The 13,826-nt window shown below is 48.7% G+C and carries 12 protein-coding genes; 5 read left to right on the top strand and 7 right to left on the bottom strand.

Translation table 11 applies throughout. The features are described from left to right. Entirely contained in the window at nt 1–1,173 is a 1,173-nt protein-coding gene (locus VT06_RS14485; protein WP_046555040.1) for a polysaccharide pyruvyl transferase family protein, read from the top strand. A gap of 4 nt (nt 1,174–1,177) precedes the next feature. On the opposite strand, the gene VT06_RS14490 is transcribed toward VT06_RS14485, so the two are convergent. Further along, complete coding sequence (locus VT06_RS14490) at nt 1,178–1,489, bottom strand: DUF6482 family protein (protein WP_046555041.1); 312 nt, start codon at nt 1,487–1,489, stop codon at nt 1,178–1,180. 235 nt (nt 1,490–1,724) lie between these two features. Here VT06_RS14490 and VT06_RS14495 point away from each other — a divergent pair, with 235 nt between their 5' ends. Continuing rightward, the gene (locus VT06_RS14495) at nt 1,725–3,377 is read left to right on the top strand and encodes a response regulator (protein WP_046555042.1); all 1,653 of its coding nucleotides are present in this window, start codon (nt 1,725–1,727) and stop codon (nt 3,375–3,377) included. 126 nt (nt 3,378–3,503) lie between these two features. Here VT06_RS14495 and VT06_RS18255 read toward each other — a convergent pair whose 3' ends face one another. The 5 genes from VT06_RS18255 to VT06_RS14515 all read right to left on the bottom strand — a co-directional run bounded on the left by VT06_RS18255 (nt 3,504) and on the right by VT06_RS14515 (nt 6,543). Continuing rightward, nucleotides 3,504–3,665: a hypothetical protein gene (locus VT06_RS18255; RefSeq protein ID WP_161795043.1), complete on the bottom strand. Its 162-nt coding sequence runs from the start codon at nt 3,663–3,665 to the stop codon at nt 3,504–3,506. A 71-nt stretch (nt 3,666–3,736) separates the two neighbouring features. Continuing rightward, a complete protein-coding gene (locus VT06_RS14500) occupies nt 3,737–4,078 on the bottom strand; it encodes a PRC-barrel domain-containing protein (RefSeq protein ID WP_046555075.1) in 342 nt (113 codons plus the stop codon). 265 nt (nt 4,079–4,343) lie between these two features. After that, nucleotides 4,344–4,838, bottom strand: coding sequence for a PRC-barrel domain-containing protein (locus VT06_RS14505; protein WP_046555043.1), 495 nt, complete (start codon nt 4,836–4,838; stop codon nt 4,344–4,346). 221 nt (nt 4,839–5,059) lie between these two features. Then, nucleotides 5,060–5,338 (bottom strand): S26 family signal peptidase, encoded by a 279-nt coding sequence (locus tag VT06_RS14510; RefSeq protein WP_255353047.1) that lies wholly within the window; start codon nt 5,336–5,338, stop codon nt 5,060–5,062. Nucleotides 5,339–5,484: 146 nt separating this feature from the next. Next, the gene (locus tag VT06_RS14515) at nt 5,485–6,543 is read right to left on the bottom strand and encodes a 2,3-butanediol dehydrogenase (protein ID WP_046555044.1); all 1,059 of its coding nucleotides are present in this window, start codon (nt 6,541–6,543) and stop codon (nt 5,485–5,487) included. Between the two features lie 904 nt (nt 6,544–7,447). Here VT06_RS14515 and VT06_RS14520 point away from each other — a divergent pair. The 3 genes from VT06_RS14520 (at nt 7,448) to VT06_RS14530 (ending at nt 12,311) form a co-directional block, all read left to right on the top strand. Further along, entirely contained in the window at nt 7,448–7,873 is a 426-nt protein-coding gene (locus VT06_RS14520; protein ID WP_046555045.1) for a hypothetical protein, read from the top strand. Next, the gene (locus tag VT06_RS14525) at nt 7,870–9,264 is read left to right on the top strand and encodes a sodium/glutamate symporter (RefSeq protein ID WP_046555046.1); all 1,395 of its coding nucleotides are present in this window, start codon (nt 7,870–7,872) and stop codon (nt 9,262–9,264) included. Before VT06_RS14520 ends, VT06_RS14525 begins: the two co-directional genes overlap by 4 nt. 296 nt (nt 9,265–9,560) lie before the next feature. Next, nucleotides 9,561–12,311: a cation-transporting P-type ATPase gene (locus VT06_RS14530; protein WP_046555047.1), complete on the top strand. Its 2,751-nt coding sequence runs from the start codon at nt 9,561–9,563 to the stop codon at nt 12,309–12,311. Nucleotides 12,312–12,675: 364 nt separating this feature from the next. Here VT06_RS14530 and dsbG read toward each other — a convergent pair whose 3' ends face one another. Next, entirely contained in the window at nt 12,676–13,437 is a 762-nt protein-coding gene (gene dsbG / locus VT06_RS14535; protein ID WP_046555048.1) for a thiol:disulfide interchange protein DsbG, read from the bottom strand. Nucleotides 13,438–13,826: the final 389 nt, after the last annotated feature.

Here is a 13,826-nt window from a genome sequence, read left to right on the forward strand (position 1 = left end):
ATGAACAAGCCACTGTTTGTGGAAATTAAAGGTGTGCAATTTCGAAATAAAGGCGCTTACCTGATGTTGTTGGCCTGTCTTGATGGCTTAAAAAGCCTACCAGACTATCAATTAGTGTTATCACCCGGCCCTAATTTACCCTACCCGGAGCGCGCGCGGCTTGGTGCCTGGCAAAAGCTGGCGTTTCGGCGCAAAGGGCTCGATTTAACTGGCCTGATTGGTAAGCTTCCCTCCGCTTTACAGCGGTTGTTTAAGCGTTATGGTATGGTAACAGAGCGTGATATTGATATTGTGCTGGAAGCCAGTGGTTTTGCTTATGGCGACCAATGGCCGCTGCAGTTTTTAGAAAATACCGCTAAAGAAGTTAAGCGTTTTAAGCAGGCCGGCAAACCTTTTATTTTTATGCCTCAAGCCTTTGGTCCTTTCGCCAGCGAGCAAAGCAAGGCCGCTATGCGGGATATTATTCAGCATGCCAGGCTTATTTTTGTCCGCGATCCGGTATCGCTGACACATTTGCAAAGCTGTCTTAGCCCACTGCCGGCCAGTGTGGTGTTAACGCCCGACTTTACCGTCGGTCTTAAACCCACTGCCCATTTTCAACTCCCTGTTATGGCTAAACCATATGTGGCACTTATTCCTAATTCAAAAGTGGTCTCTAAGTACAACCATGCTGATGCCGAAACCATGCGGATAAGTTATGTTGCGGCGTTTGCCGCGGCGGCAAACCAGCTAACATCGCTAGGTTATCAGGTAATGTTAGTTAATCATGAAGGGCGGGAAGACGCGGAGTTATGTGCTGAAATTGCCAATTTATCGCCTTGCGAATTAGTGCAACTTGAAGATCCATTAGCCGTAAAGGCGTTTATTGGTGGCGCCGAACTGGTTATTAGCTCACGCTTTCACGGTGCAGTTAACGCCTTAAGCCAGGCTGTGCCATGCATTGCAACAAGTTGGAGCCATAAATACCATGCCATGATGAGCGACTTTGCCATGGCCGATTATTGCGTAGAACAGTTGTCAGCCGACAGCCTATGTCAGGCTGTTGAAAAATTATTGGCCAACAAAGCAAACCTTTTACCGCAGTTGGCCGAACGTGCAGAGCAGCTTAAGCAGCGCAACCAACAAATGTGGCAGCAATTGCAGCAACATTTAACAACCGTTAGCGCTCGCTAAACGTTTATTCGCCGGTGCGACTAAAGTGAATAGCCAGCCTAAGGGTATTATCTACTTTTTCTGGCCCACCACACATTTCGTCATAAGCCGACTGGTGCACTAAAAATGCCTGACGCACCAGGCATTCATTCAAAGCCAACTTAACGGCCTCGATACTCTGAAACTGCTGTGGCCGGTTATTATCGGCCACTAAAAAACCTTTTCGGCCATCAAAATCGGCTTCGACTAAATAGATGCCCATTTCAAAAGAATGAATGATAACTTCGTCAATCCTGACATCTTGCCGGTTTAAATGGTCAATACGGTGGTTATGCATAGCAACTCTCCAATTATTATTATTAGTCATTTCGGTTCAACCATTTTTTCATACGCAGCAACATTCACTGTAGATTGTTTTAATTACTACGTCCCCAGATTAGCAAAAAGAACCAACCTACATAGTGCGCTAAACAACGATTGGCAAAATCAGCACTTTACCTGCAGATTAATTTAACGTTACTATCATGATAGGAGTAAGTTTATAGCGATATCTATCGCTTTTGAGTACCGCCATGGATGCCAGTTTTTTTCGTTGTAAACAGGTGCTTGTTGTCGAAGACAGCGCGCCGGTGCGTTCTGCCATTAAAATAATGCTGCAGCAAATGGGTTTCGAATCCATTCACCTAAGCCGTGATGCTAACGATGCGTTAAGCCGCTGCCATGACATTCCATTTGATTTTATTCTCTGTGATTTTAACCTCGGTGACGGCAAAGACGGTTACCAACTATTTGAAACCTTAAAACAGCAAGCGTTGATGCCTCCGTTATGTTGTTTTATCATTATAAGCGCCGAGAGTCAGCGCCAGCTGGTACATGGTGTTATTGAATTACAGCCAGACGACTACATTTTAAAACCTTTTACCTTTCCTATTTTAAACGAGCGATTAATCCGGGCGGTTAAGCTAAAAATTGCCTTGCGTAAGGTGTATCTAAACTTATTTGAAGATAACTATACCGCTGCTATCAAAGAGTGTGACAGCGTAGTGAGCCTAAAACCGGAATTTGCTTTTCAGGCACTGCGAATTAAAGGCGAGCTGTTACTAAATACTGAACAGTATCAAATAGCTGAAAAATTTTACAAAGCAGTACTGGCCGACAAACCCCTGCCCTGGGCCAGGCTGGGTGCGGCTATCGCCGCTTTTTATCTAGAGCGTTGGGACGATACCGAGCTGCAACTGGCCGATCTTACGCAATTTGACATTACCAAAGTAGAAGCGCTTGATTGGTTATCGCATTTATTAGTTAAATATGGCCGCTATGAGACAGCACAGCAAACGTTATATCAAGCCGTGTTATTGTCTCCACAAAATATTAAAAGACAACGAACGCTTAGCAACCTTAATGTCATAATTGGTGATAAAGAAGCCGCGGCTCGCATTAATGCCAAACTGGTGGCTGCCGCACGCTACTCTGTAGAGGAGTCAGCCGAAAACCACCTGAACCACGCCCGCAGTTTAATTGATGTTGCTTATAACAAAAACCCGCTGGAACGCACGGTACTTTTGCAAAATGCCAGTCAAATTCTAGATAGTGTAAGCAAGCGTTACACTGAGAACAGCTGGCTAAAAGCTATTAATGTAGTGCGTAGTCGCATTTTCGCCGCCAAAGGCCAACTTATCGAAGCCCGTAAACCTTTACTGGAGAACGGCGTTGCCGATAAAGCAGAAAAAATGACCATCGACAGCTGCATGGATGGTGCCAAGGCCTACTTCGAACTGGGCGATATTCATAGCAGCCAGTTTTATATTGATAAACTGGCCAGTTATTTAATTAATAATGATTATTTGACAGAAACCCAGAAAATTATGCTGAAAATGGAAAAAGTTCGGCACGAAGCGTTAAAAGCCACGATTAAACAAATTAGCACCGAAGCGGCTGCAGCCTACCAAGACGCCCTTTTTAACCAGGCATTTTACCTTTACTGCGAAACCTTTGATCATATGCCAACCAATAGCATTATTGCGCTTAATATCTTACAAACCGCAAGCAAGTGCAGCAATTTACCGATTAAATCACTGAGATACTGCAAACAAGCCATAAAGCTACTGCAAGCCTTTGTGCTGGAAAAGTCAAATAAGGACAAGTTTCAACACTACGTCATACTGCTGCGCGAGCAATACCCTCAACTTGTGGTTCGCACGCGTCGGCCTAAGGCTAATAGTTAACTGGGAATAGGTAGTAGAGGCAACTAGCGCGGTAAGATTTAACTCAGCTAAGCGTTAAACTATAAATACTAAAGTGAGTTTATGAAGGCAAAAAACCCGGCAATATCTGCCGGGTTAGTCTGGTTACTAATTACGGTTAGGTTGCCGGTTCTGGTTCTGATTTTTATCAGGATTAATTTCTGACTTTTGCTTATCCGGCTTTTGTTGATTCTTTTGATCTTGAGAACCACTTTGACGCTTTTCTTCATCCATTGCTGGACGACCACTTTGATCTTTTTGATTAGCCATGATAGGCCTCCTGATAGTAAGTTTGATAGTAAGTTAAATACATTTTTGAACATTACTAACGATAGAACTCATTACTTGGCGTAATATGACTCGACGGTCGAATTCCAACTGGCATCCGCCATATTTGGCCATTGGTCTTTGTCAAAGCCCGGTGCGTTCTTTATCTTCTCGGCATCTACGTCCAACATAAAACGCTTGTTTTCCTTATCCAACTTTAAAGCCTTCCATGGCACCGCAAACAGGCGATCACCCATGCCGAGGAACCCACCCGCAGACAACACGGCGTAACGTATTTTGCCCTCAGCCGTATCAATCATAATGTCTTGGATGTTGCCAAGCTTTTCGTCTTGCATATTGCAAACTTCGTCACCGGTAATACTGTCGGCGCTGAGTAACAAGCCGTTGGCCGGCATGTTACCTGCGGCATTTAAGCCACCGTTCGATTGTGTCTGTGTATAGTCCATTCCGATTCCCTCCTGGTAAAAGTGCCGTTTAGCATCTGCCTCTACCGTTCACTTAAGTAGCTACAGGGTGAACGTTTAAGTTAGTCTACTTTTGTAAACCGTTCTGTACGCTATCTAACGTAGCTCTAATAATTTAACTACGCCGGGTTTTAGATTAAACGACAGAGGCTTACCTTACCGTTTACTTACTTCCGCTTTCTGGATGTGATACCTCTTAATCCCGTTTTACGAACTTCGGTGCAGCAGTCAAGTTCTCACGGGTAACATCGAGCCGCAGCTGGCGATCATCAGCATTGCCTGATTTCGTTACATTTCCCCAGCCAATAGCTACGTCTTTTTCACCCATACCCAGGAAGCCACCAACACTGACCACAACAGCCACAACCTGACCATTACCATCAATAATCAGATCCTTAACCGAACCTAAATCTTCATTTCGGGAAGTTTTTATATCAGCACCAATCAGGTTGCTCGCGTGCATACCATTGGCCGGCATAGCGTTTAAATAACCACGGTTATGCATACCAGACTCAGCCGGCATATTTTTGCGTTCAGCATCTTTATGGGTATCCGCTTTCATAGTGCGCGGTGTGCTTTGGTTTGTTTGCTCAAGTTTGTCATTTGTTTGCTGCGCCAGCACAGAGCCTGCGCCTAAAGTAATTGCAGGTGTTATTAAAGCGTAAAATATAATTGAATTTAACTTTTTCATTTAAATCTCCGTCGAACTACTATGGCTATCGGACAATATGTCCAATATAACCGTTTCATTACAGCTTTTACTCCACGGTATTATTACCAGGAGGGAACTGAATCGCCATCCGATCTGGAATTCAGGATGAACGTTAATGTATAACGGGAAATGGGTTCAGTCGGTACGTTGTCGCACGTAGTGAGAACTAATAACGAAGGAAGGTAAATGTTCGATGGTAATTAATTCGACGGTAAATAATGTGGGATTAGCTGAATAAAGCCAATTATCCGCGAGTCGGCGCTGTTATCAAGGTTATCGTCAAGCACTAGATAATGCCCCGCGGGTACCTGCACTGGCGCAAAACTGGCAAGACTGCTGGAAACCGGCGCTAACTTTACCGTATGGCTAATGGTTGCTAATTGCTCAGTAAATAACATAGCGTTTTCTGTAACCGCTGAGTCGGCAGTACCAGTAATACCAGGCGCAGTATAATCCAGTGGCTTACCGTTAATGCTCAGTACGTTTTGCTTTGCTCATAACATTCCCTGTTCGTTATTATCAGCCAATTAACCTTACGTAGCTGCTGCCGGCTATTAAGCCTTTAAACCGTTCAGTCTGCCCCCCAAGGTTCAATTACTGTTAATTTCTTATATACCGACGTTTGTTATGTATGAACAATTATCTTAACGGCTGACTCATTGTTGTGAATTAGCCTCTCGAAACCTTCAGCTACCAAATCATCGAGTTTAATTCGCTGGGTAATGAAAGGTTCCAAATTAACTTTGCCTTCCTCCACCAGCTTAATAGTTTCTTCATGGTTATTTGCATAAGCAATCGTTCCGCGAATATCCAGTTCTTTCATCACGACGCTATGAACATTTACCGTTGCCGGATGGCTCCAAATAGATACGATCACTATGGTCCCAGCGGGCTTGGTCGTCTCTACCAGTACATCCAATACTTTATTGACACTGGTGCACTCGAAAGCAACATCGACACCGCGATTCCCAGTAATCCGCATAACCTCTTCGGTTACGTTAACTTCAGAGGGATCTAAAAGATAATCCGAAACACCGGTTTCTTCCGCTTTTTCCTTACGCTTTGCGCTCAATTCCGTGAGGATAACGGTTATACCCTTTGCCTTTAATACAGCCGCCAATAACAGGCCAATAGGCCCGCCACCGCCAACCAGAGCAATATCGCCGGCTTTGGCGCCACTGCGAACATACGCATGATAGCCAACAGTAAGCGGTTCAATCAAAGCGGCTTGATCGAGGGGAATGGTGTCAGAAATCGGATGCACCCAGCGACGTTTGACTGCGATTTTTTCGGATAAGCCGCCACCGTGGCCACCAAGGCCGATAAAGTTCATGTTTTTAGACAACTGATAACTCTCACCCGGGCCCGTGTCCACATCATCGGCAATAATATAAGGTTCAACCACAACATGCTGACCGATTTCAATATCGTCTACACCGTCACCAACAGCATAAACCACACCTGAAAACTCATGCCCCATTGTTATTGGCGCAGATTCTCCAGAGACTGGGTGGGGGTGGCCGCACGGAGGAATAAAGATTGGCCCCTCCATAAATTCATGCAAATCGGTACCACAGATACCGCACCAGGCTACATCTATGCCAACAGTTCCTGATTCTATGGTTGGTTCGGGGATATCTTCGATCCGAATATCACCTTTGTCATAAAAACGAGCAGCTTTCATTTGAATCTCCTTACGAAGATAATTATGATAGACCACATACCTAATCTATGCAAAAGGGAGCGATTTCGTTGGCGTTTAGATGTCTAGGTGATTTGACTGATTGTTGAATTAGCTTAATGGCAAAGAAAATTAGGTTTGCCTTAAATATACACTTTATTTTTGTATAATTTACCTGAATGGCCGTTGATCGCTCTTATGCGAAGTTCGGCTGCGTGCCATTTTTAGACAGTCAAACACCTCACTTAAAAGAGTCAATTTCAGCCAAAGTGAACATTTAATCGGCTCTGTATTGTGGGCTTTAACACGCCTAAAACCCTAAAATGCCGACTATCAACGGCTTGCCAATACTCGAAGCTTCAATTGACTTTAGCTGCATTGATGCAAAAACTAGGCTTAGTCCAAGGTTTTTATTAACATTTCTGACCCTCAAGGTTAAGAAATGCGAAACGAACAATGTATCGATAATTGTCTGCATTACAGCCGGTGACCGGTACGGCCCACTTGTTATTCTAAAAATACTGACTCACATCGATAAAAAAAACCTTCATTGACAAAGACAACGAATTTACTGCCGCCTATGCGAGCGCCCCCCTCAGCAAGACTTTGATTGGAGGATTTCAGAGGGTGCATGACACCAAACGGTGATCAGTGCTTTATATTATTCATTGAACGTGCACTCTTTCAAGAAGGGTGTGAGTTGTGGTGCTTGTTAAGGTCAAGAGTGGCGATTTTCTATAAGAATAAAGTGTATATTCAAGGCGAACTGACATGGTCTAATTTTCTTTGCCATCAAGCTACTCCAATAATCAGTTAAATCACCTAAATACCAACGAAATCGCTCCCTGTTGCATAGATCAGGGTTGTGCTTTATCCTTTTTATGCACTGCAAAGGAATATTACGACTATGAATACCAATAGATTAATAACACCGCTGCTTTTGATTTGGACGGCACTAGCGCTAACGGGCTGCAGTTTATCGCCATCGATGTCTGTTGGGGCAATAGTTGCCAAGGCCACAGTAGCTGAGTATATGAACTCTTCCGGCGTTGAGATTGAGATTGTCGATTACGATATCGACACCGGGCTTGAAAAGATTGCGGCCTCCGGTGTCTTTTTAGGCAATTTTACCGACCCAGTGATTTTTCGCAACAATAATGATGATAACGGTAATGGCATACCCGATGATCAAGACCGCATCGTCAATATTAAAGATGATGTGTTTGACATGACGGCCGGTGATTGCGCGACCATCGCCCGCTCGCCAGACTTTTCGAAAAGAGAATTTAAAGTTCCTATACTTAGCCACCACCTGCTTGACTGGGAGTCATGAGTCTCGACCTCACAAACGCCCAATGGGCCGGATTCTCGATCGTTGTACTGGGCATCGTGCTCTTACTGTCGGCTGTTATTCGGCGCTACGTCCCTCTCTTCTCAGCCCTGTTCATCCCGACTACGGTGATCGCTGGGTTTGTCATCCTGCTTCTTGGGCCCCAACTTCTCGGAGCGTGGACCGGCACCGCAGGACTGATCCCCGGCGAGGTTCTCGCCGTCTGGGCAACACTGCCCGGCCTGCTCATCAACGTCGTGTTCGCGGCTGTGATGCTCGGCAAAGCGCTGCCGTCGCCGCGGGTCATCTGGCAGGCCTCCGCCCCCCACGTCATTTTCGGCAGTGCCCTATCGTTCGGGCAGTTCGCGCTCGGCTCGCTCGCGGTCGTGCTGATCTTGACCCCGTTCTTTGGGGTAACCGACCTTGCTGGCTCGATCATCGAGCTGTCTTTTGCGGGCGGGCACGGCACGATTGCGGGCATGGGGCCATTGCTCACCGAGGCTGGAGCCGCTGAGCTGATCGACCTCGGGCTCGGCCTTGCCACCATCTCGATGGTGACGGGTATCGTCGGGGGTTCGCTGCTGGTGCGGTACGCGGTCAAGAACCCCCGAATTTCGCTCGCCCGCACCACGCCGCTCACCGGCAACGAGGCTCACGATCTCAACGCCTCAGGCGTCGACCCCACCGAGCTGGATGCGGAACCCGCGAACCGAGGAATGGGCCCGGTCACCGTCGCCGTCATGTGCATCGCCCTCGCGATAGCAGTTGCCATCGCGATTTTGGAGGGGTTCCGCTTCGTGTTCGGCTCCTTCGGCTCCGACATCTTCGAGAATTTCCCGCTGTTTCCGTTCACCGTGATCGGTGGCTTCCTTGTTCAGCTGATCGCTATCGCGCTGAAGCAAGATAACCTGATCGAGAAGCGGTCAGTCAATGGCATTTCGGCGATCTCGCTCGACGTGCTCATCGCATCCGCCATCGGCACCATGAGCCTGGCCACGCTGGGCGCTAACATCCCCGTTCTCATCATATTCACGGTGATCGCAGTGGTGTGGAGCGTGTTTGCCCTGCTCTACTTCGGCCCGCGCATCCACGGCCGTGACTGGTTTGAGCACACGATCGCCGACTTTGGGCAGTCGCAGGGCAACGTCGCGACCGGCTTTGTGCTGGCGGAGATGGTCGACCCGCAACGACGCACTAACGCGGCCAACGCCTACGGCTACAAACAGCTGGGGTACGAACCGTTTTTGGGCGGCGGACTGATCAGCGCCTTCTCGGTACCGCTGATCATCGCCTGGGGCTCCCTGACGTTCGGGATGGTGTCGCTGGCGCTCGCAGTCGGGTTCGTGACGTGGGGCATGCTGCGGCGTCGAAGCCTTAAGCGGGTTGACGTATAGGCTGACCGCACAATCCCGATAGAATAAACCCATTTATTAACAATTCAGTTATATTGCGGCGTCGTCAGATGGTTATTTCGCTTTATTCTTGATTTAAAGAGGTAATTATTAGACGTTATAGTGAATTTAGCGATATATTTTATTTAAGATCCCTCGGTTTTTATTATCCATACTGTTGACTTACACCTCAAAAATACCATGCTTGGATATGTATCGGTATTGAGAAATTATTATGCCTAAAAACACAAGTCGTAAAGTGTACTCGGCGAGAAGGTTGCCAGCCGTGGAGATAGACAATGAAAAACCGACCCGGCGATGACCCCGAGGTTACCGCATCGACCCAACAAGATGGTGACGCTGCGACAGACCTCAAATGGTATTCACTCGCCCAGGAAGATGTTCTCAGAGTTGTGGGCACTGGTCTGGATGGCCTGAGTACTGATGAAGCCGCGGACCGGCTTCGCAGAACCGGGCCAAACCGGCTGCCGGAAGCTGCACCCGACGGGCCGCTGCGCCGGTTTGTCAGGCAATTCCGCAATGTTCTGATCTATGTGCTGCTGGCGGCAGCCGGGGTTACGGCCGCGCTTGGTCATCTGGTCGATACCGGCGTGATTCTGGCGGTCGTGCTGGTTAACGCAGTAATCGGCTTCGTGCAAGAAGGCCGCGCCGAACAGGCGCTGTCGGCGATCCGCGATATGCTGGCACCGGACGCGCGCGTCCTGCGTGACGGACGCCGGGCAACGGTGCCTGCCGAGGAACTGGTACCGGGAGACATCGTGTTTCTGGACGCAGGCGACAAGGTGCCCGCCGATCTTCGGCTGGTCGCAGCCAAAGGCCTGCGCGTGCAGGAAGCGGTGCTCACCGGCGAATCCGTCCCGACCGACAAAGAGATAGATTCCGTCGCCGCCGATGCACCTGTCGGCGACCGCCACTCAATGGCTTTTAGCGGCACACTGGTCGCCGCAGGCACCGGGCGAGGCGTTGTTGTGGCAACAGGAGCGGCGACCGAAATTGGGCGAATTAGCGGGCTTCTTACCAGCGTCGAGACAACAACCACGCCGCTTCTGTTGCAGATGGAGGTCTTCGCCCGCCGCATTACCGGCGTTATCCTCGTGTTGGCCGCGATTATTCTTGCTTTTGGCTATGTCGTGGCTGAAATGGGCTTTGCCGAGATATTCATCGCCGTGGTCGGCCTGTCGGTAGCGGCAATCCCCGAGGGCCTGCCGGCCATCATGACCGTGACACTCGCCATCGGCGTGCAGGCGATGGCACGGCGCAACGCGATCGTGCGCCGTCTTCCCGCGATAGAGGCCCTAGGCTCGGTTTCAGTCATCTGCACGGACAAGACCGGCACGCTCACCCGCAACGAGATGACGGTGACTACGGTGGTCACCGCACAGCGGCGCTTTGCCGTGACCGGGGTGGGGTATGCGCCCCATGGCACCATCATATTTGACACACAGGAGGTCGGCCCTGGCACTCACCCGCTCCTGCGCGACCTCGCCCTTGGTGCCATGCTTTGCAACGACGCCGAACTGGCGCAAACAGACTCCGGCTGGACCGTCCAAGGCGATCCAATGGAGGGCGCGCTGGTCGCCTTTGCCTGCAAGGCAGGGCTGATGGCGGGTGATATCCGCCACGCTAATCCGCAGACCGACGCTATCCCCTTCGACGCGCAGCACCGCTTCATGGCGACATTGCACCATGATCAACACGGCGCAGCGACGATTCATGTAAAAGGTGCGCCCGAGCGTATTTTAGCCATGTGTATCTACCAGCACGCAGAAGAGGACGGGATTGGTCCGCTGGATGCGGAATACTGGCAGCGTGCAGCGTCCGAGATCGCCGCCCAGGGTCAGCGTGTTCTGGCCATCGCTACAAGAAGTGGGCCAGAGGGCGCGCGTAAGCTAACTTTCGACGATGTAGAAGGTGGCCTGACGCTTCTGGGGCTAGTCGGGCTGATTGACCCGCCGCGTGAGGAGGCTATCGTTGCGGTGGCCGAATGCCAGGCAGCGAGTATCCGCGTCAAGATGATTACCGGCGATCATGCGGGCACGGCCCTAGCCATCGCTCGGCAACTGGGGCTTGAGAACACCGAAGAGGTGCTAGAAGGCGGGCAGATCGACGGGCTGGGCGCCACAGAACTTATGGAGCGCGCTACTCGCATAGACGTTTTCGCGCGCACCAGTCCCGAAAACAAGCTGCGTCTGGTCGAAGCATTGCAGGCCAGCGGACTTGTTGTGGCGATGACCGGCGACGGGGTGAACGACGCACCTTCGCTGAAACGTGCGGATATAGGCATAGCAATGGGGCGAACCGGAACCGAGGTCGCAAAGGAGGCAGCCGATATCGTACTGGCCGACGACAATTTTGCCACCATTACCGCCGCCGTCCGAGCCGGCCGCACCGTCTACGATAACCTGCAAAAGGCCATTGTGTTTCTTCTGCCGGTAAATGGCGGCGAAGCGCTAGCGCTGATCGCCGCTCTCCTTCTGGGCCTGACACTGCCGATCACGCCGGTGCAGATCCTCTGGGTAAACATGGTCAGTTCGGTGGTTTTAGCCATGGCGCTTGCCTTCGAAGGTCCGGAGCCCGGCATCATGCGCCGCCCGCCACGCCCGGCCTCCGAGTCAATCCTGTCGCGCTTCGTTATATGGCGCGTAGCCTTCGTGTCAATTCTGTTCTGCGCGGGCATCTTTGGGATGTTTATCTGGGCGCAGCAGCAAGGCGCAGGAACCGAGGAAGCGCGCACTATCGCGGTCAACACTCTGGTGGTGATGGAGATATTCTATCTCTTCTCTGTACGTTTTCTGAACAGCACCTCACTGTCACTCAAAGCCTTGCTGGGAACGCGGCCCGTGCTTATCGCCATTGCTGTGGTCACCGCGCTGCAATTTCTTTTCACATACGCACCCTTCATGGAAGCCTTCTTCGATACTCGGCCGCTGAGCCTAGCGCAGGGCCTAACGGTGATTGCAGTCGGGCCGGTGCTACTTGTGATTCTTGAAATCGAAAAGCGTATCTTACTTCATCGAAGAAAACACTAACAGGAGCAGGTCTTGACCCCAATGCCATGCTGCTTTTTATACTATTACGAATATCGCTCAGTAAAGCCGGGTTAATTTCAACGCTAAATAATTGCTGATATGCTCTGGCACACCCGCCAAATAAACCCGGGGAAGTCTTGCCATACCAGAGCCGTAGTGTTGTGAAGGCGCAGGTTGAGCATAGACAATTTAATTCTGTTCTGCCCCCCTTTTATTAACATTAAACCAGCAATTAAGATCAGTAATAAAGCATTCGACGCGCTATCTTTTTATTGTTTATCGCCATTTTTCGCTATCAAAGAGGTGACAGTAAAACCAATAATGACACTGATTAAAGCCAATGGGCCAATGTTAACCGCTAACATTATTTACCTAGCATTTTATTAAGTGCTTCTGGTCTTGGTAAACCTTGAGTACTCACTACTTCGCCGTTTTCATCTTTATAAAAGCTACTGGGGGTTGCTGAATAACCTAACTCTTGAAGTAGCTGGGTATTAGCATTAACGCCAGCATTACCGTTTTTAATCGCTTTCTGGTCTTGTTCGATGCCACCATCCCCTAACATTTTATGATGCTGTAATAGTGCCTGAACAGGATCAGCCGCACCTAAAATGTTTGCCGCTTGTGATGGGCTATCTTGACGGATAATACCAACCATAATATGGCGTAATTGCACAGTACCCGCAGCAATTTCTGCAGCAGCTGCTGCACGCAATTTATGGCAATAAGGACAGTTAGGATCGGTAAAAGTATAAATAATCCGTGGTGCACTAGCTTTACCATCGGCTACCCAGTTTGAATCACTTAAACGCTGCCACGCTTTATCGTTGGCAGGGCCAGTGATAAGACGCTGTATTGCCTCAGCACCTAAATCATTGCCTTGAGCATCAATTAAATTGCCAATCATTGCATGCTTTTTATCTGGCGTTAAGTACACGCTTACCGCACGGCCATTAATAGTAACAGCGTAACCGGTTAAGCCGGCTTTTGTTTTAAAAGTATCGACAACTTCAACACCTTGTTGCTCTAAAAACGTTATCACTTCTGGCGTTTTTTCTTGTGCATAGGCAAAGCTGCATAAGGCTGCAGTTAATCCGATTATTGCGATGTGACGAGAAAACTTCATTCAACTACTCTCCAATTTAATACACGGCTTACACTATAATATTAATGTTATGTCACCTTAATTGGCAGTAGAACGGATTTAGCCGGAATATATTTCAACTAAATGAAACTTTATTAATTAGCAACTGCGCAACTGCTGAATGATGTATCCAATCATAAACACAGCATTAAACACTTGAACTACATCATCAGGATTTTCAGCTCCATGTAAATTAATTTAGTAGAGCAGTCTGATATATGATTTTTAGTTTTTAAAGCTATGAATTTTTAGCATCATCTGACCGGCGGCTTAGAGCGTGAAGCAGCCGTTAAAGACCGTCAATTTTTAAATAAGCCAAGGTCTACTTTGCTTTAAAAGCGGACATTGCTAACTATTCTTTAATTGACTTT

The sequence above is a fragment of the Arsukibacterium sp. MJ3 genome, from assembly GCF_000987765.1.
Taxonomy (GTDB): Bacteria; Pseudomonadota; Gammaproteobacteria; order Enterobacterales; family Alteromonadaceae; genus Alishewanella.

What these genes read in the sequence shown, in the direction of transcription:
- VT06_RS14485 (WP_046555040.1), top strand. Translation starts at nt 1, where the DNA reads ATGAACAAGCCACTGTTTGTGGAAATTAAAGGTGTGCAATTTCGAAAT.
- VT06_RS14490 (WP_046555041.1), bottom strand. Translation starts at nt 1,489, where the DNA reads ATGCATAACCACCGTATTGACCATTTAAACCGGCAAGATGTCAGGATT.
- VT06_RS14495 (WP_046555042.1), top strand. Translation starts at nt 1,725, where the DNA reads ATGGATGCCAGTTTTTTTCGTTGTAAACAGGTGCTTGTTGTCGAAGAC.
- VT06_RS18255 (WP_161795043.1), bottom strand. Translation starts at nt 3,665, where the DNA reads ATGGCTAATCAAAAAGATCAAAGTGGTCGTCCAGCAATGGATGAAGAA.
- VT06_RS14500 (WP_046555075.1), bottom strand. Translation starts at nt 4,078, where the DNA reads ATGCCGGCCAACGGCTTGTTACTCAGCGCCGACAGTATTACCGGTGAC.
- VT06_RS14505 (WP_046555043.1), bottom strand. Translation starts at nt 4,838, where the DNA reads ATGAAAAAGTTAAATTCAATTATATTTTACGCTTTAATAACACCTGCA.
- VT06_RS14515 (WP_046555044.1), bottom strand. Translation starts at nt 6,543, where the DNA reads ATGAAAGCTGCTCGTTTTTATGACAAAGGTGATATTCGGATCGAAGAT.
- VT06_RS14520 (WP_046555045.1), top strand. Translation starts at nt 7,448, where the DNA reads ATGAATACCAATAGATTAATAACACCGCTGCTTTTGATTTGGACGGCA.
- VT06_RS14525 (WP_046555046.1), top strand. Translation starts at nt 7,870, where the DNA reads ATGAGTCTCGACCTCACAAACGCCCAATGGGCCGGATTCTCGATCGTT.
- VT06_RS14530 (WP_046555047.1), top strand. Translation starts at nt 9,561, where the DNA reads ATGAAAAACCGACCCGGCGATGACCCCGAGGTTACCGCATCGACCCAA.
- dsbG (WP_046555048.1), bottom strand. Translation starts at nt 13,437, where the DNA reads ATGAAGTTTTCTCGTCACATCGCAATAATCGGATTAACTGCAGCCTTA.